At 53.6% G+C, this 21665-nt stretch carries 18 protein-coding genes, 11 tRNA genes and 2 rRNA genes (1 of these 31 cut by a window edge); 4 read left to right on the forward strand and 27 right to left on the reverse strand.

Features of this window, described 5'->3' with window-relative positions:
• Positions 1-22 precede the first annotated feature (22 nt).
• The 4 genes from BCV73_RS20260 to BCV73_RS20275 all read right to left on the reverse strand — a co-directional run bounded on the left by BCV73_RS20260 (position 23) and on the right by BCV73_RS20275 (position 3701).
• A complete protein-coding gene (locus BCV73_RS20260; protein ID WP_089548353.1) occupies positions 23-979 on the reverse strand; it encodes a cation diffusion facilitator family transporter in 957 nt (318 codons plus the stop codon).
• 159 nt (positions 980-1138) lie between these two features.
• Positions 1139-2044: a protein translocase subunit SecF gene (gene secF / locus BCV73_RS20265; protein ID WP_089548354.1), complete on the reverse strand. Its 906-nt coding sequence runs from the start codon at positions 2042-2044 to the stop codon at positions 1139-1141.
• On the reverse strand, positions 2034-3317 hold the full coding sequence (gene secD / locus BCV73_RS20270; protein WP_076176985.1) for a protein translocase subunit SecD: 1284 nt from the start codon (positions 3315-3317) through the stop codon (positions 2034-2036). Before secD ends, secF begins: the two co-directional genes overlap by 11 nt.
• A gap of 141 nt (positions 3318-3458) precedes the next feature.
• A complete protein-coding gene (locus BCV73_RS20275; RefSeq protein ID WP_076177013.1) occupies positions 3459-3701 on the reverse strand; it encodes a post-transcriptional regulator in 243 nt (80 codons plus the stop codon).
• Positions 3702-3979: 278 nt separating this feature from the next.
• Here BCV73_RS20275 and spoVB point away from each other — a divergent pair, with 278 nt between their 5' ends.
• Positions 3980-5614 carry a stage V sporulation protein B gene (gene spoVB, locus BCV73_RS20280; RefSeq protein WP_089550335.1) on the forward strand — a complete coding sequence of 545 codons (1635 nt, stop codon included), beginning with the start codon at positions 3980-3982 and terminating at the stop codon, positions 5612-5614.
• Positions 5615-5637: 23 nt separating this feature from the next.
• Here the strand turns inward: spoVB and BCV73_RS20285 are convergent, their stop codons facing one another.
• Complete coding sequence (locus BCV73_RS20285; RefSeq protein ID WP_256993156.1) at positions 5638-6456, reverse strand: DUF421 domain-containing protein; 819 nt, start codon at positions 6454-6456, stop codon at positions 5638-5640.
• A gap of 217 nt (positions 6457-6673) precedes the next feature.
• Between BCV73_RS20285 and BCV73_RS20290 the strand changes: the two genes are divergently transcribed.
• Both BCV73_RS20290 and BCV73_RS20295 read left to right on the forward strand, forming a co-directional pair.
• Complete coding sequence (locus BCV73_RS20290) at positions 6674-7069, forward strand: TIGR04086 family membrane protein (RefSeq protein ID WP_076176984.1); 396 nt, start codon at positions 6674-6676, stop codon at positions 7067-7069.
• A gap of 78 nt (positions 7070-7147) precedes the next feature.
• Positions 7148-7963 carry a phosphatase PAP2 family protein gene (locus tag BCV73_RS20295; RefSeq protein ID WP_089548356.1) on the forward strand — a complete coding sequence of 272 codons (816 nt, stop codon included), beginning with the start codon at positions 7148-7150 and terminating at the stop codon, positions 7961-7963.
• Between the two features lie 174 nt (positions 7964-8137).
• Here the strand turns inward: BCV73_RS20295 and yajC are convergent, their stop codons facing one another.
• The 8 genes from yajC to BCV73_RS20335 all read right to left on the reverse strand — a co-directional run bounded on the left by yajC (position 8138) and on the right by BCV73_RS20335 (position 16110).
• A complete protein-coding gene (gene yajC / locus BCV73_RS20300) occupies positions 8138-8482 on the reverse strand; it encodes a preprotein translocase subunit YajC (RefSeq protein WP_076176983.1) in 345 nt (114 codons plus the stop codon).
• Positions 8483-8523: 41 nt separating this feature from the next.
• Positions 8524-9663: a tRNA guanosine(34) transglycosylase Tgt gene (gene tgt, locus BCV73_RS20305; RefSeq protein ID WP_076176982.1), complete on the reverse strand. Its 1140-nt coding sequence runs from the start codon at positions 9661-9663 to the stop codon at positions 8524-8526.
• A gap of 38 nt (positions 9664-9701) precedes the next feature.
• The gene (gene queA, locus BCV73_RS20310) at positions 9702-10730 is read right to left on the reverse strand and encodes a tRNA preQ1(34) S-adenosylmethionine ribosyltransferase-isomerase QueA (RefSeq protein ID WP_076176981.1); all 1029 of its coding nucleotides are present in this window, start codon (positions 10728-10730) and stop codon (positions 9702-9704) included.
• Positions 10731-10737: 7 nt separating this feature from the next.
• Positions 10738-12864: a SpoIID/LytB domain-containing protein gene (locus tag BCV73_RS20315; RefSeq protein ID WP_089548357.1), complete on the reverse strand. Its 2127-nt coding sequence runs from the start codon at positions 12862-12864 to the stop codon at positions 10738-10740.
• A 77-nt stretch (positions 12865-12941) separates the two neighbouring features.
• Positions 12942-13946 (reverse strand): Holliday junction branch migration DNA helicase RuvB, encoded by a 1005-nt coding sequence (gene ruvB / locus BCV73_RS20320; RefSeq protein ID WP_076176979.1) that lies wholly within the window; start codon positions 13944-13946, stop codon positions 12942-12944.
• Positions 13947-13982: 36 nt separating this feature from the next.
• A complete protein-coding gene (gene ruvA / locus BCV73_RS20325; protein WP_089548358.1) occupies positions 13983-14597 on the reverse strand; it encodes a Holliday junction branch migration protein RuvA in 615 nt (204 codons plus the stop codon).
• Positions 14594-15097, reverse strand: a complete 504-nt coding sequence (ruvC, locus tag BCV73_RS20330) for a crossover junction endodeoxyribonuclease RuvC (protein WP_076176977.1) — start codon at positions 15095-15097, stop codon at positions 14594-14596. Before ruvC ends, ruvA begins: the two co-directional genes overlap by 4 nt.
• Positions 15098-15216: 119 nt before the next feature.
• Complete coding sequence (locus BCV73_RS20335) at positions 15217-16110, reverse strand: LysR family transcriptional regulator (RefSeq protein WP_089548359.1); 894 nt, start codon at positions 16108-16110, stop codon at positions 15217-15219.
• 127 nt (positions 16111-16237) lie between these two features.
• Here BCV73_RS20335 and BCV73_RS20340 point away from each other — a divergent pair, with 127 nt between their 5' ends.
• Positions 16238-17305 (forward strand): branched-chain amino acid aminotransferase, encoded by a 1068-nt coding sequence (locus BCV73_RS20340; protein WP_089548360.1) that lies wholly within the window; start codon positions 16238-16240, stop codon positions 17303-17305.
• Positions 17306-17434: 129 nt separating this feature from the next.
• Here the strand turns inward: BCV73_RS20340 and BCV73_RS20345 are convergent, their stop codons facing one another.
• The 14 genes from BCV73_RS20345 to BCV73_RS20410 all read right to left on the reverse strand — a co-directional run.
• Positions 17435-18103: a BofC C-terminal domain-containing protein gene (locus BCV73_RS20345; RefSeq protein WP_076176974.1), complete on the reverse strand. Its 669-nt coding sequence runs from the start codon at positions 18101-18103 to the stop codon at positions 17435-17437.
• 102 nt (positions 18104-18205) lie between these two features.
• Positions 18206-18279, reverse strand: a tRNA-Pro gene (locus BCV73_RS20350).
• A gap of 23 nt (positions 18280-18302) precedes the next feature.
• A tRNA-Leu gene (locus BCV73_RS20355) sits at positions 18303-18382 on the reverse strand.
• 17 nt (positions 18383-18399) lie between these two features.
• Positions 18400-18473 (reverse strand) — tRNA-Arg (locus BCV73_RS20360).
• Between the two features lie 18 nt (positions 18474-18491).
• Positions 18492-18566: transfer RNA gene (locus tag BCV73_RS20365), tRNA-Gly, on the reverse strand.
• A gap of 17 nt (positions 18567-18583) precedes the next feature.
• Positions 18584-18659, reverse strand: a tRNA-Lys gene (locus BCV73_RS20370).
• Between the two features lie 39 nt (positions 18660-18698).
• Positions 18699-18775, reverse strand: a tRNA-Asp gene (locus BCV73_RS20375).
• A gap of 33 nt (positions 18776-18808) precedes the next feature.
• Positions 18809-18882: transfer RNA gene (locus tag BCV73_RS20380), tRNA-Met, on the reverse strand.
• A gap of 35 nt (positions 18883-18917) precedes the next feature.
• Positions 18918-18993 (reverse strand) — tRNA-Val (locus BCV73_RS20385).
• Between the two features lie 119 nt (positions 18994-19112).
• Positions 19113-19184, reverse strand: a tRNA-Glu gene (locus BCV73_RS20390).
• A gap of 19 nt (positions 19185-19203) precedes the next feature.
• A tRNA-Ser gene (locus BCV73_RS20395) sits at positions 19204-19295 on the reverse strand.
• A 5-nt stretch (positions 19296-19300) separates the two neighbouring features.
• Positions 19301-19376 (reverse strand) — tRNA-Asn (locus tag BCV73_RS20400).
• Positions 19377-19385: 9 nt separating this feature from the next.
• Positions 19386-19502 (reverse strand): 5S ribosomal RNA (gene rrf / locus BCV73_RS20405).
• Positions 19503-19719: 217 nt separating this feature from the next.
• Positions 19720-21665, reverse strand: a 23S ribosomal RNA gene (locus tag BCV73_RS20410); it runs 983 nt beyond the window's last position.

The raw sequence follows: 21665 nt of genomic DNA on the forward strand, positions 1-21665 counted from the left end.
GTTCGTATACGTCATGAGCAAGCTATTGGAGCAGTGTCGGCTGCTCATTATCCGTCAGATGATGGTTCGACTTGTACGGATAACCGGGATCATAAGGGACGACCTGGATATTTACGATGCTGACATGCAAAAAACGGTGCATCAGAAGCTTCTTGACCCGGTCGGCGATCTCGGCGCCTTCCTGGACGGTAATCCGCGGATTGACGCTGATCTTCAAATCGATCGTAATGTAATGTCCCTGCTCCGATGCTTTCAGGTCATCCACCGTAATGACGCCGTGAACCCGCTGCACCGTATCGATAAAATTAATCGCGTCCTCCTGCTCGGTCTCCTGCACCAGCTGTCCGTACACGGAGCTGACGATGAGGCGGTAGCCTCTGCGCAGCAGCAGCGCCGCGACGATTAGAGCCGAGATGGAATCCATATACTGCAGCATGGACCAATGAAAGGCGCTGCCGGTCATCGCCAAAATGACACCGATCAATACCGTGATGGACGAATACAAGCTGAAGCGGTGGTTGTCGGCGTACACCGTATGCATGCCGTCACCCTGCTTCTTGGATTGGCGGTACTGGAACTGAAAGAGCGCTTCTTTGACCGCAAGCGAGACGAGTATCGCAATCAGCGTAAACTGCCCGGGTGTCTGCACACGGCCTGAAGCCAGGTCCCGGACCGCCGCTACGGCAATTTGCAATCCGCCCATCAGCACAAGAACCGAAAACAAAATCGCCAGAATCGGCTCTGTTCTTCCGGCCCGCAGATCAGCCTGCTGCGCACTCCGGAGCTTTGATGACGTCCGCCATGGAATGCGCCGGGCCAGTGCGCCGGCTGCGTCCGATGCGGAATACAGCGCATCTCCCAGCAGTGCCTTGCTCCCTGTAAAATATCCGACCACGCCTTTGAACAAGGCAAGTAACAGTTCACCGGCAATTCCCGTCCAGGCGACGGTACCCGATGGATTTGAACGCTCTATACTCATGAAAGCCTCCCCCCGGCAATCTGAATACCGATTCTGATCTGTTGTTTGAAAAAGATATGACATTCACGACAATAAGTTTAGATAAAGTCAGATAAGTTCCAGCGGAAAAGCCGCGCCCAATCAGACGCGGCTTTCCTTCATAACATTCGCTTCACAAGGTTACGCCTTGGAAGGTTTGGCTGGCTTGGCACTGGTCTTTTGTTTGCTTTTGAATACGAGCCACAGCGGACTGGCGATAAAGATCGAAGAATACGCTCCGAACAACAGCCCGATAACCATCGCCAACGAGAACATCTTGATCGATTCCCCGCCAAACAGGAACAGGAAGAAGGCCGCAATAAACACCGTCAGCGCCGTATACAAGGAGCGCATGAGCATCTGGCTCACGCTCTTGTTCATAATAGCTTTCAAATCGTCTTTGGTCTTCTGCTTGCCGAACCGCAGATTTTCGCGGATCCGGTCGAAAATAACGATCGTATCGTTAATGGAGTAACCGATGATCGTCAATACCGCCACGATAAACGTCAGGCTGACTTCCAATCGGAAGATCGAGAAGACGGCCACGACCATGAAGGCGTCATGCAGCAGGGCCACGATGGCCGCCAGGGCGAACCGCCATTCAAACCGGATACTTACATAAATGATAATCCCGATACAGGAAATCAGAACCGAGTAAATGGCATTCCGTCCGAGCTCCTTGGCCATTTCCGTATCGACCGTGTTGATTTCGAACGATGCTGTTTTATCCAGCTCCTGGATCGCGGACTTGAGCTGTTCACTCTGGTCTTCGTTAAGCTCCTTGGTAAAACGGATGTTGACCCGCTTGTCCCCAGGAGCAACCGTTGCGCCGTCGCTGAGCTGGATCTTGTCCAGCAGCGGCTCAACTTCAGCCTTCGTCACGTTCTTCGACAGCTTGACGTCCACATTGGAGCCTGCTTGGAAATCAACGCCGTAGTTTAATCCAAAAGCGGAAAGGGTAATGATTCCCGCAATCGTCAGGACGATGGAGAAGATGAACGCATACTTGCTCATCTTCATAAAATCGTAATCTTTTTTAAAGTGCACGAATATCACTCTCCTTTACCCCGAACTGCTTCGGCTTCTTCAGCACGCCGGCTTTAACCAAGAGGTTGAGCAGGTAATGGGTGAAGTACACATTCGTGAGAATACTGAGTACGATTTCCACGATCAGTACCAGCGCAAAGCCTTTGACGGCGCCTGTACCGAAGGCAAACATAACCGCTCCGACGATAATGGTTGTAATGTTGGAATCGAGAATCGTACGGAAGGACGACTTGTTCCCTGCTTTGACCGCAGACATGACGCTCTTGCCGTTCCGCATTTCTTCCCTGATCCGTTCATTCGTAATGATGTTGGCGTCAACCGCCATCCCGATACCGAGAATAAACGCCGCGATCCCCGGCAGGGTCAGCGTAAAGTCGGCCCAGACGAAGACGAGAATGAGCAGCCAGGTGTGGGCAATCAGTCCGAAGCTGGCGATGACACCCGGCAGGCGGTACATGCCGATCATGAAGATCAGAATCAGGATGGAAGCGATGATACCCGCTTCGATCGTTTTATGCAAAGACTGCATGCCCAGCGTAGCGCCCACGCTCTGAGAGTACTTCTCCGTCAGCTTCAAAGGCAGCGCCCCGAGGTTGATCGTATCGCGGATCTGGTTCGCTTCGTCAATCGTATAATTGCCCGTAATCGATGCTTTGCCGTCCGTCAGCTCCTGCTGTACGGTCGGAGCGGATAAAAGGGTATCATCCAGGAAAATGGCAAGCTCTTTGCCAAGCAAACGTTTGGTCACGTCGGCAAATTTCTTTTTATCTTTGACTTTGATATCGATTTGCGGCTGGTTCAGCTGGTTATAACCCACCTGTGCGCCGTTTTCCACGAAATCGCTTCCGATGAGTTCGATTTTACAATAGAGATCCTTCGGATCTACCGTGCCGTCTTTCCCCGCTTCGGGAGTCTTACAACCATCCGCACTGCGGAAAGTCAGCGACGCCGGCTCCTTCATTTTCTTGCGGACCTCGGCTTCGTTCGTCACGCCTGCGATTTTCAGACGGATCCGGTTTGTGCCCTCAGTGGTAACTTCAGGCTCGCTCGTTCCGAGTGCGTTGGCGCGTTTCTCCAAGCTTTCCGCCGTCCGTATGAGGGACTCTCTCGTAATCTTCTGCCCCTGCTCCAGCGGCTGGGCCTCATACAGAATCTCAAAGCCCCCTTTAAGATCGAGACCGAGTCGTACGTTGTCGAGCAGCGCAGGGCTTGTCCCAGCCATGACCGCAATCGATACGAGCACGACGATGATGAAAGTGACAATTCTTTTCATGCCGTTCCTAGTTCCCCTTTCGTTCTCAATATTCCTATTATAGCCATGCGCCAAAAGGCAGTCAATTTATCAATATTTGTCGTTTTCCGATTTTACTGTATCCCTCATCTCTTTTAACACAAACAGAAAAAAAGATCCCTTTCAATCGAAAGTGGATCCTTTATATGCGGATATGGTCATAAAATTCATAAATGTCATCACTTTCAAAGAGAGTATATCGTTGACCAGCATGTAGAGCGGCGGAATCCCTTCCTTCTCGTATTTGACGCTGACGCAGTTCCAAATATCCTTGCTGGTTACATGCTCGTAGCCGACGAGTCTGAATTCCTCCGCCTTGCTGCGGCAGAGCGATTCAATCGCTTCCTCCAGCTGCCTGTCGTTCATTTCCTCAGAGCTCACTCTACGGCCTCCTCTCGATTGCCTCTTTCCACGCACGATCTGTTCTGGATGTCCTACAGTCCATTGTAGCACTGATTTGTTCTGTATTCGACCCCATCGCCTTCGATTCCTTCTTTTGTCCAAATGTTACCGGAAAGGATGAATGAGTTGGGACAGGTTCAGCATATCCATTAAACAAGGTCTGACATTACCAAAAGTGGCAGCACAGCTTCGACACGGGAAGAGGGAGTGGACAATTGAACAAGCATCCTAAAAATCCAGGCATCAAAAAGCAAACCTTTATCCAAGGCACGATGATTTTGCTTGCCGCCGGCATCGTGAACCGCATTCTCGGGTTTATACCACGCATCGCCCTGCCCCGGATCATCGGCGCCGAAGGGGTGGGGATTTATCAGCTGGGTTATCCTTTTTTCCTGGTGATTATGACGCTGATCACAGGGGGTGTCCCGCTGGCGATCGCCAAGCTGGTGTCGGAAGCGGAAACCGAAGGCAAACCGCAAAATTCAAAGTATGTCCTGCGGGTCAGCCTCGGGTTGACGGTGGGTCTCAGCGTACTGTTTATGGCTTTATGCCTGTGGCTGGCCCCTTGGATCACGACAACGATTATAACGGATTCCCGCGTGTACTACACCTTTGTCAGCATGACGCCCATGCTCGTTATCGTGGCCATCTCGTCCGTCTACCGCGGCTATTTCCAGGGAAGGCAGAACATGATTCCGTCCGCGACCTCTTCGATTATCGAGACCGTTTTTCGGATCGTGTGCACGCTGTGGTTCGCCTACCTGCTGCTGCCAAAAGGAATAGCTTATGCGGCTGCCGGAGCCATGCTTGGCGTGATGGCCGGGGAATTTTTCGGGCTGCTCGCCCTGCTGTGGCAGTACCACCGGGACGAGAACTGGCTGTCGTCCAGGCAAGCCCGGAGAGAGAAAGCAAAGCAGCACAAAAAAGCCGGCCTTGAAGACAGTTCCGGCAGCCAGGTCAGCCGCGGATTGTTTCCACGTCTGCTTGGCATCACCGTACCGGTCACCGCCGGGCGTTTGGTCGGCTCCTTTTCTTACCTGCTTGAATCGATTATTACAGCCCAGAGCCTAGCGCTCGCCGGTGTCGTCACTGCTGTAGCAACTGCCCAGTATGGCGCGCTGCAAGGCATGGTCATCCCGCTGCTGCTGCTTCCGGGCGTACTGACCTCGTCCCTCGCGGTCTCGCTTGTGCCTTCGCTGTCCGAAGCCGCCGCCCGCAAAGACAAGCTTACGATTCACAAACGGTTAAACCAGACGATCCGGCTCGCGCTCGTCACCGGCGCCCCCTTTGCCGTCATTATGTATGTCCTTGCAGAGCCGCTGTGCCTGCTGCTGTACAACAATGCGGACATCTCCAACATGCTGCGCACGATGGCGCCATTTGCGCTGTTTCTGTACGTTCAGGCACCGCTTCAGGCCACCCTGCAGGCGCTGGACCGGCCAAGCCGCGCCCTGTTCAACACCTTGATCGGAGCCGTCCTCAAGCTGTTCCTGATCTGGTACCTGTCCTCCCAGCCGGAGTACGGCATTTACGGGGCCGTTATTGCGATAATCATCAACAGCATCGTGGTCACGTTCCTGCACGGGTTCAGCGTCAGCCGGCTGCTCGCCTACCGATTCCGGATGTTCGATCTGCTGAAGCTGGCGGGAGCCATGATTATCATGACGGGCATTACCCAATACGGCTATCTCCATCTGCCACTGGGAGGAATCGTTTGGATCCGCTTTTTGGCAGCCATGTCTATAGGCATGATCGCTTTTCTGGCCGCCGTATTTGCTTTAAAGCTGGTGTCCCTGCGGGATCTGTCCCGCATGCCCTACCTTGAAAAATGGTTCAAACCTAGAAATCCAAGAAACCCCAAGACGCCTGCCGCCTGATCCGCAGCACGGAAATTTCCGTCTTATTTGCGGTCGATGTAAAGCCGGCCTTTATGGTCGATGGAGCAGAGAAACACGTCTTTAAACTCTTTGATTCCCTGCTGTCGGATCTGATTTTTCAGCCAGAAGCGATTTTTGTTCAGCCGCTCCAAATTGTCGTCCTGTACTTTTCCGTCCATGATGAGCGGGATCGGCAGTATGCCATAGGTAAATTTTCCGCTGGGAACCAAAATTTTTTTACTGCGGTTTCTCGCCGGGACCCGGGACGGATCGGCATATGGGGTTCTATAAGTCTTTTTCGGCTTGCCGGCGGTCTCCTCTGAACGTGAAATAGCTAACGCATTGCCGGCGGGGCCTTGTGGTTTGCCGTTTCGATTTGCCTTCTCCTGGGGAACGGGCATGTCGTACTTATCTCTTTTCTCATTCCGTTTGGATTTAGGAATAACCGTCAACTGCCCGGAGTTTTCCAGAATCGCAAATTCCACATCCGCCACGTTTTCGATACTTCGCCCGCGCAATTGAAGAAGCAAATCGTCCAGATTATACCGATGCTTCCTCATTTCTTCACGGTTGAGCTTGCCTCCCGATACGAGGATGGCCGGTTTTCCTTCGAATAACAGGCGGATTTTCCGGCTCTTCAAGCTGATGAAAGCAATCGTGATCTGAATCAAGACAAGCGTAGCCATCGGAAAGAGGCCGTCCGTGATCGGACGCGCCGTATCCTCCAGCACAAAAACGCCGATTTCAGCGATCATGATCGAGATGACCAGGTCAAAAATGGACAGCTTCCCGATCTCCCGCTTGCCCATGATCCGGAGGGTCAGGTAGATGACAAAGTACATCAGGACGGTTCGGAAAATAGGAATCAGTATATCGGATATCACGGCCACCTGCTCCTTTCTGCGCCATTCATCATGCCAATTAAGGATATTTTGACCTTTCGGGAGCACGGACATTCAGAAGCCGGACCGATAAATTATTGGAAAATTACTTGTACTACTGGGGCAAGCCGTCACATAAATTTACATTAAATTGTGGAACTATGAAGGGGGTTCTCTTATGCATTTGATCCGTCGCCTGTTCTCTTTTCGGATCTCCAATCCCACTTTGTCGGGACTGTATTATTCCTTTTTCTGGATGATGGTCGGGGCGCTTATTCTTTCTTTCCTGTTGTGGTCCAGCGGCATGAAAGAACAAAGCCTGTCCCGCTACATTTACGTGGTTCATGCTGTCGCCGCGGCATTTGGAGGTCTTGTATCCGGGAAGCGTTCAGGCAGACGGGGGTGGTACCAGGGCGGATTAACCGGCATTTTGTACGGTCTCATGATCATCATAATCGGATTTCTGGCCCTTGACAGCAGCCTTCGGCTTGGAGATTTGTTGTTGATCGCAGCCGTTATTGCTTCAGGAGCCATCGGGGGCATGTTCGGGGTGAATTTAAAAAACAAATCGTAACCATTAAACTCCTCGCATGTGCTACACTAAGTGCACTTAAAGCAAGAGGAGGACGTCCCCGACGTGTTGTATGACTCTATGAATTATATTTCGGCAGCAACGCTTGTTATGGCGATCGGGCTGATCTGGCTGGGCACCCTGCGCAACCCTCTGAGGGCCGGATGGCTGCTGATCCGGGAGTTTGGGACCAACCGCAAATTTTTGGGTCTATTCGCTTTGATGGCTGCGATCCTCCTGTTCAACAGGTATGAACTGCAAATCGAAGCAGCCATGCATGTGAAGCAAGACTTCACCCCGTGGGTATTCGGGATTGAGGGGCATTTCGTACAGCACCTGCAGCAGTTTTTTCACAGCCCTTACATTACGCCCGTATCGGTATTTTTTTACGTAGTGGTGTTCCAATCCTTACTGATCGCTATGCTTGGAATCTTTGCGGCCGACGGGAACAAAGCCTTTCTCATGGCTGCCTGCATAGCCGTCTTCATCAATTATGCGGTGGCTATCCCGTTTTACCTCTTCTTTCCCGTGAACGAGGTTTGGTCCTTTCCGCCATCCGGCGCGTCGTTCTACATGCTGAAGGTTTTTCCGAAATTCGAACAGGCGTACCGGCCGCTATCCGGTATTAACAACTGCTTTCCAAGCCTCCACACTTCGATTTCCATCACCATGCTGGTGCTCGGAATCCGTTCGGGGAATCCACGACTGGCCCTCATGACGCTGGTCAGCGCCGTCATCATCATTTTCAGCATCTTCTACCTCGGCATCCATTGGCTGACGGATTCGGTCGCCGGTACCCTGCTCGGTCTGCTTGCCGCTTCCGCCGGGATCTACTGGGGACGGAGGCTTGCGCACCCGAAGCAGCAACAAGTAAAGCCCATCGTATCCGATCTCTAATACAAAAAGGCTGCACCCTTGTCCTTAGACAAGCTGTGCAGCCTTTTATCATCCGTAAGTATGAACATCGGCGACAGCAGCAGAGCTCCCTCTGCCGCTATCGTTATGTGATGTGCCTGGTCTTACTGGAAATGTTGCTTATGAACGCTCTCCCCGTGTAGTACCCGGATCGTCTTAGGACGATTTCTCGGATTCGCCGGAGCTCGAGCTAACCGCGTGGCTGATGGATCCGCGATCGAAGGTCAGCTTCGTCACGTCGTTCACCCGCAGGACGACGATATCGTCCGTAATTTCCATAATCGTTCCGTGAAGGCCGCCGATCGTGACGACCTTATCCCCCTTCTTCAATGCGCTCAGCATGGAAGTCCGGGTCTTCTGTTTCTTCTGCTGCGGACGGATCAACAGGAAGTAGAAAATCGCGAACATCAGGACGAGCGGCAAAATTAAGCCGACAAGGCCGCCTCCTCCGGAGCCGCTAGCACCAGCTGCTAATTCAAAGGTTTGAGTTTGGTTGAACATATACTTTTCCCCCCTTTCAAATACATTACTGCTGTTGAAGCTTAAAACCCTTTATCATTGTCATAAAGCCCATATTGTTCAAAAAACTCATCGCGAAAATCAAGCAGCCTGTCCTCCATAATGGCCTGGCGCACCTGCTTCATCAGATTGATGAGGAAATGCAGGTTGTGGTAAGTGGTCAAACGGAGTCCGAAGGTCTCATCCGCTTTGATCAAATGCCGCAGATAGGCTCTTGAATAGTTCCGGCAAGTATAGCAGTCACATGCTGGGTCAAGCGGGCCAAAATCTCTGGCGTATTGCGCATTGCGAACGACTAGCCGTCCCTGGCTGGTCATGGTCGTTCCGTTCCGGGCGATCCGTGTCGGCAGGACGCAGTCAAACATGTCCACGCCACGGATGGAGCCTTCGATCAGCGCGTCCGGCGACCCAACGCCCATCAAATAGCGGGGCTTGTTGTCCGGAAGCAGCGGAACGGTGTAATCCAGCACTTCGTACATCAGCTGCTTGGACTCTCCTACGCTGAGTCCACCAATAGCATACCCCGGGAAATCCATGGAAGTCAAATCACGTGCGCTCTGTTTCCGCAAGTCTTCATACATGCCGCCCTGAACGATGGCAAAGAGCCCCTGATCATGCGGTCTGGCATGGCTGTTCAGGCAGCGCTCTGCCCAGCGGGTCGTGCGTTCCAAGGATTTCTTAACGTAGTCGTACTCGGCCGGATACGGCGGACATTCGTCAAAAGCCATCATGATGTCCGAACCAAGCGCGTTCTGAATTTCCATGGCCACTTCCGGTGACAGAAACAGCTTGTCTCCGTTCAAGTGAGACCGGAAATGCACACCCTCTTCGGTAATTTTGCGCATCTCGCTCAAGCTGAATACCTGAAATCCGCCGCTGTCCGTCAGAATCGGACGGTCCCAGTTCATGAAGCGGTGCAGTCCCCCGGCTTCGCGGATGATGTCATGGCCCGGGCGCAGGAACAGATGGTACGTGTTGCTCAAAATGATCTGCGCATTCATTTCCTTCAGTTCTTCCGGGCTCATTGTCTTGACCGTGGCCAGCGTTCCAACCGGCATAAAGATCGGCGTCTCGATCACGCCGTGGGGCGTATGCACACGCCCCAGCCGGGCTCCGGATTGCTTGCACGTTTTAATATGCTCATAAGTAATTGCTGCTGCCATGATTAAATACCATCCTCTTATATGCCGATCAACCGGTCTTAATAGATAAACATCGCATCGCCGAAGCTGAAGAAGCGGTATCTTTCCTTCACAGCCTCCGCATATGCGTTCAAAATATGCTCGCGTCCCGCCAGCGCGCTGACCAGCATGACCAGCGTCGATTTCGGCAGGTGGAAATTAGTGATCAGGGCGTTTACGACTTTGAACGTATACCCCGGATAGATGAAAATATCGGTCCAGCCGCTGCAGGCTTCGAGCAGGCCGCCTTCAAAGCGCGTCCCGATCGTCTCAAGCGTCCGGCAGGAGGTGGTCCCTACGGCAACGATTCTTCCTCCGCGGGCTCTGGCCTCGTTCAGGATATCCGCTGTCTCCTGGTTCACCGAGTAATACTCCGCATGCATGACATGATCCTCGACACGTTCAACCGACATCGGCCGGAACGTGCCAAGACCGACATGAAGCGTAATGAAAGCGACCGTCACGCCTTTGGCACGGATTTGATCCAGCAGCTCTTCGGTAAAATGAAGGCCGGCGGTCGGAGCCGCAGCGGAACCTTCATGCTTGGAATAGACCGTTTGGTAACGCTCCTTGTCATCCAGCTTCTCCTTGATATAAGGCGGGAGCGGCATTTGACCCAGCCGGTCGAGAATCTCCTGGAAAATCCCTTGATAGGTAAAGGTCAGCTTCCGCTCACCCATTTCCCCTTCATCCTCTATGACCGCCTGCAGCTCGTCGCCGAAACGGATCACGCTGCCCTTTTTCAGCTTTTTCCCAGGCTTCACGAGCGCTTCCCAGGTGTCCCCCTGCAAATTTTTCAGGAGAAGCACCTCGGCTTTGGCCCCCGTCTCTTCTTTCACGCCGAACAGTCTCGCCGGAATGACCCGGGTATCGTTGAGAACCAGCGTGTCGCCGGGCTGAAGCTCGTCTGCGATATCTTTGAAGGTGCGGTGGGCGATCGATCCGTCCTGCTTGTTCAATGTTAACAGGCGGGATGCCGTCCGCTCCGGCAAAGGAGTCTGTGCGATTAATTCTTCTGGCAACTCAAAATCGTATAAGTCTACATTCATCTGTTCGTCATTCCTTAACAATAGTTACATTCTGATAATAGTGTTTCAAAATGTCCTGGTACCCATACCCGGCGTCCGCCATTCCTTTGGCTCCCCACTGGGAGAGTCCGAGGCCATGGCCGTTGCCGCGGCCCACAAACAGAAACGCTTCCCCGGCTTCGATCCGGCGCGCCTTCGAATCCCCGTTCATGACGATCGTGCCTTTTCCAGCGATGGAAGAAGTCCCTGAAGCGGAAATGACCGACGTGTCGGACGTGCCGGAAACCTTCGTCGTTGTCCCGTTTGCGCTTAATACAGTATAGCTTCCTGTAGGTACAATATCAAACAATGTGCTAGGCAAACCGTTCAAGGCTGAACGGAACATATCCGGATATTTCACATCTAAAATCTGCCCGTTGGCCTTAATTTGGATCGCCCGTCCGGACGGTCCACGCTTGGTAACCTCCAGCGTGCTGATCGTGGAAGGTGCAGCCGTTGAGGTTTTGCCCTTCAGCGTTGCGACCAGCTCGGCCGAAGTATAAGGTCCCCGAACCCAGTCGTAGGTTCCCGATTCCTTCACCTGCTCCAGAACGACGGCGGTATCGCCGGGGTTCATCTGCGCGGCAGGCTCGACGTTCGATTGAATGAGCGGAAGCGGACGCACGTTGGTGTTCTTGGCCGTCACCGTGACTTTTGCAAGTCCGGCAGCCGTCGCCGTGCCCAGTTCCTTGACGTTGTCCTCTCTGACATAACCGGTAATCCCGTTGCTGAGAAGAACGTGGTACCAGGTTTTAGCCCCGTTTTGCGCGGCTACGTCTTCCTTGCTCTCGACGGTGCCGAACGCAGCTCCACCGCTGTTCCATACTTCGGTCGGGTCGGCCGATGCGCCCCCGGCATTGGAAGAGAAAACGGCCTCGACAACATTGCCGTTTTGCAGCAGCACTTCGCCCTCTGTGGCGTCTACAGCACCGATGACGCTCGGCGCTTCGGAGGCAACTCCGTTATAAACTTGGCTGAGCGTCGTATCCACGACATCCGCCACCTTGAACTTATTATTGCTGCTGCTGATCTGGAAAGCAGCATAGCTGCGCGCAGCAACGGCTTGGGCTTTGAGCGACTCCTCCGGCCAGGACGACGGCACTTCGCCGCCGACGACCGCATAGAGGTATTGCTCAAAAGGCAGTTCGTTCACGAGCGCCAGCTGGCCGTTCACCATGCTGATCTCCATGCCGCCCCGGTATGTACGCCCCGATCTTTCCGCCACTTTAAGTTGGTCACCGCTGCTGGTAATCCAGCCTTTGGCATTGGTCCCGCTGACCACGATATGTTTCACCGCGGCGGTGCTTCCCGGGCTGCTCCCGGCATCACTGCGGATGATCAGCGCCGGCTGCGATGCATCCACCTCCGACAGCGTGGCCGCTGGAAGCTTCGCGCTTACCGCGCTGCGCACCGCCGCAAGGCCGGATACATCTGCCGCTTCGCCGACCCATACCGCATAACGGCCGCCGCCGTCTCCGCCCGGCTGAACCGCCACAAACGCATCGGCGCCGACTGCCTGGATTTGCTGGGCCGCAGCTGCCGCTTCAGCCTCCGATGCATAGGTCCCTGCCGACAAATGATTGCCGCCGGTCACGACCGGAGTCTGTCCATTCAGCTGTCCCGCGGCTGTCTTGGCTGTCCGCGCCGCGGCATCGTTAGCCGCCTGCAGGCTCGCATACATGCCGGTATACACCTGATACACCGTTCCGGCACCCGTCGATGCGGCAAAGATGACCGGCTTGTCGGCCGTCGCGTTCAATTTTTTATAGGCATCCGCCGCCGTTTTGGCATCGGAAGTGGCGAGTACTTTCACGCGGAATCCATCCACGCTGAATTTAGCCGTCTCGTTAGCCCCAAAGGACACAAGAGCCGGGGCCCCCGAGGAAGCCGATACTCCTGCAGACCATGACTGTCCCGATGACAGTGTGACGACAGGCGTCGTTGATTTATAGGTACTTCCCAAGTCGAGGAACAAGCCTACGCGGATTTGATCCATGCTCGTTCCCGCGGCTTCTGCGGTCTCAGCCGGCAACTGTAGGACTCCCGTTGCGAGCACGGCAGCCAAAATCCCCTTGCTTCCCCACTGGCCCGCTTTCGTTCTCCACCAATTTCCCACTCGTCATTCTCCTCCCGCTTCTGTCTGAAAATGTGTTCGAACCATTTCACGTCCGGCAGCCTCGTAACAATTACGCTTTACTGGTCAGTCGGCATCGGCAGACCTAAATGCTGATAGCCCGCAGCCGTCACCATTCTTCCCCGCGGCGTCCGCTGGAGAAATCCGATCTGCAGCAGGTAAGGCTCGTATACGTCTTCGATCGTCTGGCTCTCTTCGCCGATGGTGGCCGCGATCGTATCGAGGCCGACCGGACCGCCACGGAAGCTCGTGATCATCGCGTGAAGCATTTTATAATCGATCTGATCCAGTCCTTTCGGATCGACCTGCAGCATCTTCAGCGACTCCTCTGCGATGGCCGGCGTAATCATGCCGTCCCCCCGGACCTGGGCAAAATCCCGGACCCGGCGCAGCAGCCGGTTCGCGATCCGCGGCGTCCCCCTGGAGCGCAGGGCGATCTCGTCGGCCGCATCCCCGATAATTTCGATGCCGAGAATGTCGGCACCTCTGGAGACGATGTAGCTGAGCTCGTCCACCGTATAAAACTCGAGGCGGCTGACGACGCCAAAGCGGTCCCGCAGCGGTGCAGACAGCAGCCCGGCCCGTGTCGTCGCTCCGATCAAAGTGAACGGGGGCAAGTCCAGCCGCACCGACCGTGCACTGGGCCCTTTACCGATCATGATGTCCAGCGCAAAATCCTCCATCGCCGGGTAGAGCACTTCCTCGACCGTCCGGTGCAGCCGGTGGATTTCGTCAATGAACAGCACGTCCCCTTCCTGGAGATTTGTCAGCAGTGCCGCCAGGTCTCCCGGCCGCTCAATGGCCGGCCCCGACGTCGTCCGCAGGTTCACGCCCAGCTCGTTGGCAATGATATTGGCCAATGTCGTCTTCCCGAGGCCCGGAGGCCCGTACAACAGCACGTGATCCAGCGCTTCATTGCGCATTTTAGCCGCCTCAATATAAATTTTCAGGTTTTCCTTCACCTGGTTCTGTCCGATATATTCCGCAAGATAACGAGGACGCAGGCTAAGCTCTACCGCCTGGTCCTCCATCATCAGGTTTGCCGATATGATACGGTCATCCATTGCTATCGCTCCTCTTGTAACGCCCGCTTACCATAACTATCCCGCATAGAGCTGCTTGAGCGCCCGTTTCATTAAAATGTCCACCGAATCCCCAAACGCCGTGTCATCCTTGATCTTGTGCCATACCCGGTCCAGCTCGACGTCGGTATAACCGAGCGCCTTAAGGCCTTCGCGCGCTTCGGACCAAGCCGATCCGTCGCCTTCCATCGGTTCAGGAACCGCAAACAGACCTGTCGCCATAGCCGCCGTACCAAAACCGTCGAGCTTGTCCCTCAGGTCCAGAATCATGCGCTGTGCGGTCTTCTTGCCGATCCCCGGCAGCTTGGTCAGGAACGTAATGTTCTCCTGATAGATGGCCGTCACGACATGATCCGGCGAGCCCCCGCCGAGAATGCCCAAGGCTACCTTAGGGCCGATCCCCGACACATCGATCAGCTTGCGGAACAGCTGCTGCTCCTCGCGCGTTGGAAAGCCGAACAGCAGAATGGCGTCTTCCCTGACGTGGTGGTGGGTATATACGGTGACCGGACCATCCGTCTTGGCAAACACGAAAGGGTTCGGGCAAAATACCCGGTAGCCTACTCCCTGCACGTCAAGCACAATGTACTCATTCTCCAGATGGACCACGGGTCCTCTCAAAAAATCGATCATTTTCTTAATACCTCATTTATTCTGGAATTTAACGTGTACGAATGGGCGTGGCAGATCGCCACGGCCAGCGCGTCGGCCACATCATCCGGCTTGGGCACCGCCTGCAGCTTCAGGAACATGCGAACCATTTCCTGCACCTGCTTCTTCTCTGCTTTGCCGTATCCGACGATGGCCTGCTTCACCTGCATCGGGGTGTACTCGGCGATCGGCAGCCCGCGCTGCGTTGCCGCCAGAATCAGAACGCCGCGCGCCTGACTGACGGACATAGCCGTCGTGACGTTTCTATTAAAAAACAATTTCTCGAAAGCTACCGCTTCCGGCTGATACTTATCAATAAGCTGGAGCATCGCCTCATAGACGTGCAACAGCCGTTCTTCATCAGGTGTATGGGCTTCCGTCTGAATACATCCATACTGAACCGGAGTGACCTTACTTCCGTTTTTATCGATAAATCCGAATCCGACGATCGCAATCCCCGGGTCAATTCCTAAAATTCGCAAGTCATTTCTCTCCCTTGGTATAAAGCGAACATATGTATTCGTTCTCTTCATTATAATGTAAAACTTCATACCAAGTCTATGATTCTACTAAAAGAGGTATGCCTGCATCCGGGACAAGCCTACATAGACTCCGTCCCGGAAGGAGTGAACGTCCGGATGAGCTCGTTGATAAAAGCAAGCATCGCTGTGCTCAGAAACGTCTGCTTCCGGTAAACGATGCCGACCTTTTTCTGGGGGACGGGCTCAACGATCGGTACAGTGCGGATCGAAGGATCGGAGCCTTGTAAAAGGTAGGACCTGGGTAGTATGGTCGCGCCGACCCCGAGCCGGACCATCTGCAGCATGGAGTCCATCGTCGACAGCTCAAACGCCGGTTGAAGCTGCACCCCTGCTTGAGCGCTGTAGCTGTCCACCATTTGACGTACCAGAAACTTTTCAGGAAAAAGAATCAGCGGCACCTCTGTCAGTTGGTCCAATTTCACAGCCTCTGCGGCTGCAAGGGGATGCTGCTTCGCCACAGCCAGGCACAGCTCTTCGGTGTAGAGCTCTTTGCTGACCAGCTGCTCGTCCTCCAGCGGGAGAAAAACGACTCCAAGATCCAGCTTGTTAGCCAGCAGACCGGCCCTCGTTTCCTCCGTCGCCAGCTCCACGACCGAAATCGAGATGCCCGGCTGCTTCTGGTGAAAAGAAATCAGCGTCCTCGTCAGCAGATGGTTGCCTGAGCAGCCGATCGTCAGCCTCCCCCGCTGCATCCCTTTCAGTTCATTGATTTCGGACTGCGCCTGCTCCAGCTCATGAAAAATGTTCAGCGCATGCTCCTTCAACGTTTGCCCCGCTTCCGTCAAATAGTTCCGCTTTCCGATCCTTTGAAAGAGGGGCATGCCCACCCTCTCCTCGAGCAGGCGGATTTGCTGGCTGAGCGTCGGTTGGCTGATGCCCAATTGAACGGCTGCTTTCGTAAAATGAAGCTCTTCGCATACGGCAAGAAAGTATTCCAGCAGGCGGAAATCCATAAGCCTCCCCCTTCACCCTAACCATAGTTAATAACTATTATTTTAATTGATAACATTGAATTGACCAATCATTTTTTATTCCCTATAGTGAGAATAATAAATTTCTATAGATGAGGTGAGCGTTGCAATGACACAAGAGATCAGCATTCAGTTAACCACCGAGCCGCGAACACGTCCGGACAGCGAGAAGCTTGGCTTCGGCAAGTATTTTACAGATCACATGTTTATGATGGATTATACGCTGGAGAAGGGATGGCATGATCCGCGGATCGTTCCTTACGCCCCGCTGCAGATGGATCCGGCTTCGATGGTATTTCATTATGGGCAGGCAGTGTTCGAAGGTCTGAAGGCATACCAAACTTCTTCCGGCGACCTCCTTCTGTTCCGCCCTGACAAAAACATGACGCGGCTGAACCGCTCCAACGAACGCTTGGGCATTCCTGAAGTGTCGGGCGACTTTGTCATTGAAGCGATCCGCACCCTCATTAACATCGATCGTGCTTGGGTTCCGACGGCTCCAGGAACATCGCTGTATATCCGGCCTTTTATCATTGCTACGGAAGCTTGCCTCGGCGTGAGAGAATCCCACACCTACCAGCTGATCGTCATTCTGTCTCCTGTAGGCGCTTACTACTCGGGCGGGCTTGCCCCGGTAAAAATTAATGTGGAGAGCTCCTATACCCGAGCCGTGCAGGGTGGAATCGGGCATGCGAAGGCAGCTGGCAACTATGCCGCAAGCATCAAGGCCCAAAGCAACGCCAAGAAAGGCGGCTACTCCCAGGTGCTGTGGCTCGATGCGCTGGAAAAGAAGTACATTGAAGAGGTCGGCAGCATGAACATCTTTTTCAAAATCGGCGGTAAAGTGATCACCCCGGCCATTAACGGCAGCATACTGGAAGGTGTGACCCGGGCTTCGGTTCTGGAGCTGCTCGGCAGCTGGAACATCCCGGTGGAAGAGCGGAAAATATCGATTGAAGAGATTTTTGAGGCCAATGCCAAGGGCGAATTGGAGGAAGTGTTCGGCACGGGGACGGCGGCTGTCATTTCCCCTGTCGGCGAATTATATTGGGATGACCGGCAAGTCCTCATTAACAACGGCCAAATCGGCCCATACTCGCAAAAGCTGTATGACACCCTAACGGGTATCCAGACCGGGCGGCTTCCAGATCCATTGAAATGGACGATGCCCGTTTAAGTCCCCATAGGATGAATGCAAAAAGCTTTCCTGTTCGCCTCATCGCTGGCAGGAAAGCTTTTTTCACTTGCGTTCTATTCCTTTTATCGAAAATCCGTTTAAAGCAAAGGACATCGAACATCCCGGGCTTTACCCTTTTCGGGCATAATCGCTGAATGTGGACAGCACGCTGTTGTATTCGTCAATATCCTGAACCCGGATGCCGTCATAAAGCTGCTGTACGGCTCCGTCCGGCAGGGAGGATTCCATCGAGTTGATATCCAGTTGGAAAAAGGTTTTAATGACCTTTTCGTGTGTCGGCGGTCCCTCGAACAAGGTCAGATTCCCATCTTTGTCGAGGCTGATGTAAGCCTGTTCCTTACAGGTCGGGGATAGATCCGAAATGGTTTCCTCAAACCGGATTTGCCCCTTCCCGGTAAACTCGCCTTTCCAGGTTGGATGCTCATTCATCAGGGAGTAGATGTCATCGCTGCTCAGTTGTCCGAGCACCTGTTCCTCCTCACCGCATATATAAACTTGGCGAACGGTTACTTCGTTTGTACCCTTCGTTTGATTCAACGTCTTCCAGAATTCCGAATTATCCACGGTGTCATCGGAACCCTCCGTCTGCTCATAATGCTGAAGCGTTTCAATGGCAACCGGCGGTTTCGTGCTGAGCAGGCTCTGTACCTGATCCGGAAGATAGGATCCGAGCCAGACCAAGGCAAGCATTAACGAAGAGATCCCCAGCGTCAACGCTCTGCGTCTCCAACGTCTCCATTGCTTTTGTATTTTCTTTTTGATTCGCGCTGCATTCACGATAATCCCCTTCTATTCTCTATCTTTTTCCTTTATTGTGACCGGGGAAATACCAAATTATACAGCAAAAAACCACCGAAATTCATTCGGTGGTTGATCTGATCGGGACGACACGATTTGAACATGCGACCCCCTGGTCCCAAACCAGGTGCTCTACCAAGCTGAGCTACGTCCCGTTATTCATCTGAAAATGTTAAAATGCCGGTGAAGGGACTCGAACCCCCACGGTTTCCCTCACGATTTTGAGTCGCGCGCGTCTGCCAATTCCGCCACACCGGCTCGATAAAACATAAGTACGCGCCCTAAGAGATTCGAACTCCTGACCTTTTGATTCGTAGTCAAACGCTCTATCCAGCTGAGCTAAGGGCGCCCGTAAAGGCAAAAAAAATGGAGCGGACGACGGGAATCGAACCCGCGACCCTCGCCTTGGCAAGGCGATGCTCTACCGCTGAGCCACGTCCGCAAAACCAAAAATAAAACTGGTGAGCCATGAAGGACTCGAACCTTCGACACCCTGATTAAAAGTCAGGTGCTCTACCAACTGAGCTAATGGCTCTTAATTCAAGAGGATTCTCATCCCTGAAGCAATTTAAAATGGCGGAACCGACGGGATTCGAACCCGCGATCTCCTGCGTGACAGGCAGGCATGTTAGGCCTCTACACCACGGTTCCACGGCCTTTGGGATCTCCATCTTAAGGAGATAATTGCGGGGGCAGGATTTGAACCTACGACCTTCGGGTTATGAGCCCGACGAGCTACCGGACTGCTCCACCCCGCGTCATTAAAAAATCACTTATTTTCTTTTAAAAATCATGGTGGAGGCTGAGGGGATCGAACCCCCGACCCTCTGCTTGTAAGGCAGATGCTCTCCCAGCTGAGCTAAGCCTCCATATTAAGTGACCTGTATGGGATACTCTCACTTCGTTCGAGACTGCGATGCAGATGCTAACGGAGTAATGCTCCGACGAACCCTTTTTTGGATTCTCATCCATGATGTTAATAAGAAAGTGACCCGTATGGGATTCGAACCCATGTTACCTCCGTGAAAGGGAGGTGTCTTAACCCCTTGACCAACGGGCCGCGCTATTAAAATCCAAGCTGGCGGAGAGAGAGGGATTCGAACCCTCGAGACGCTTTTGGCGCCTACACGATTTCCAATCGTGCTCCTTCGGCCAACTCGGACACCTCTCCACAAGTGGCTCCCCGAACAGGACTCGAACCTGTGACAACTCGATTAACAGTCGAGTGCTCTACCAACTGAGCTATCAGGGAATATGTATCGCTTGGCAACGTCCTACTCTCCCAGGACCCTTCGGTCCAAGTACCATCGGCGCTGGAGGGCTTAACGGTCGTGTTCGGGATGGGTACGCGTGGAACCCCTCCGCTATCGCCACCAAACGGAGCATTGGTTAATCACCAAATGCATAATTCAGGTTTCAGCATCGCCAAATGCTGAAAGTCATGCACGCTTCTCTCACCCACTTGAAGTGAAATCAGCATTTTTGACTCCCTGAAAACTAGATACGAAACGAATCTGCGCTTTAAGAATTATCGGGTCCCCGCCAAAGTACTCGGAATCAGCTTCAACGCTGCTCTTCACTTTGGTGGGTATTTTTTGGATAAGCCCTCGACCGATTAGTATTGGTCAGCTCCATGCATTGCTGCACTTCCACCTCCAACCTATCTACCTCGTCGTCTACAAGGGGTCTTACATACTGGGAAATCTCATCTTGAGGGGGGCTTCACGCTTAGATGCTTTCAGCGCTTATCCCGTCCGTACGTAGCTACCCAGCCATGCTCCTGGCGGAACAACTGGTGCACCAGCGGTACGTCCATCCCGGTCCTCTCGTACTAAGGACAGCTCCTCTCAAATTTCCTACGCCCACGACAGATAGGGACCGAACTGTCTCACGACGTTCTGAACCCAGCTCGCGTACCGCTTTAATGGGCGAACAGCCCAACCCTTGGGACCTACTTCAGCCCCAGGATGCGATGAGCCGACATCGAGGTGCCAAACCTCCCCGTCGATGTGGACTCTTGGGGGAGATAAGCCTGTTATCCCCAGGGTAGCTTTTATCCGTTGAGCGATGGCCCTTCCATGCGGTACCACCGGATCACTAAGCCCGACTTTCGTCCCTGCTCGACTTGTAGGTCTCGCAGTCAAGCTCCCTTCTGCCTTTGCACTCTTCGAATGATTTCCAACCATTCTGAGGGAACCTTGGGGCGCCTCCGTTACTCTTTAGGAGGCGACCGCCCCAGTCAAACTGCCCACCTGACACTGTCCCCATACCGGATTACGGTACCAGGTTAGAACCTAGATACGATCAGGGTGGTATCCCAACGGCGCCTCCACCCAAGCTGGCGCTCAGGTTTCAAAGGCTCCCACCTATCCTGTACAGATCGTACCCAAATCCAATATCAAGCTGCAGTAAAGCTCCATGGGGTCTTTCCGTCTTGTCGCGGGTAACCTGCATCTTCACAGGTATTAAAATTTCACCGGATCTCTCGTTGAGACAGCGCCCAAGTCGTTACGCCATTCGTGCGGGTCAGAATTTACCTGACAAGGAATTTCGCTACCTTAGGACCGTTATAGTTACGGCCGCCGTTTACTGGGGCTTCGGTTCACAGCTTCGGGATTACTCCCTAACCGCTCCCCTTAACCTTCCAGCACCGGGCAGGCGTCAGCCCGTATACTTCGCCTTGCGGCTTCGCACAGACCTGTGTTTTTGCTAAACAGTCGCTTGGGCCTTTTCACTGCGGCCCCCTCGTGCTATTCACACTACCGGGGCACCCCTTCTCCCGAAGTTACGGGGTCATTTTGCCGAGTTCCTTAACGAGAGTTCTTCCGCGCGCCTTAGAATTCTCTTCTCGCCTACCTGTGTCGGTTTGCGGTACGGGCACCTTCACCTGGTTAGAGGCTTTTCTTGGCAGTGTGAGATCATGACCTTCGGTACTATAATTTTCCCTCCCCGTCACAGCCCAGCCTTAAAGTGTGCGGATTTGCCTACACACCAGCCTCACTGCTTGGACGAGCATCCATCAGCTCGCGTCACTACCCTCCTGCGTCACCCCATCACTCATAACGGTTTACGGTGGTACAGGAATTTCAACCTGTTGTCCTTCGATTACGCCTGTCGGCCTCACCTTAGGTCCCGACTTACCCTGAGCGGACGAGCCTTCCTCAGGAAACCTTGGGCTTTCGGCGGATCAGATTCTCACTGATCTTTTCGTTACTCATACCGGCATTCTCACTTGTATACGCTCCAGCACTCCTTACGGTATACCTTCAACGCTGTATACAACGCTCCCCTACCCCTGATGCAAACCATCAAGCCATAGCTTCGGTGGTGTGTTTAGCCCCGTTACATTTTCGGCGCAGAGTCACTCGACCAGTGAGCTATTACGCACTCTTTCAATGGTGGCTGCTTCTAAGCCAACATCCTGGTTGTCTGTGCAACTCCACATCCTTTCCCACTTAACACACACTTGGGGACCTTAGCTGATGGTCTGGGCTGTTTCCCTTTTGACAATGGATCTTAGCACTCACTGTCTGACTCCCGG

Source organism: Paenibacillus sp. SSG-1 (genome assembly GCF_002224835.1).
GTDB lineage: Bacteria > Bacillota > Bacilli > Paenibacillales > Paenibacillaceae > Paenibacillus_AQ > Paenibacillus_AQ favisporus.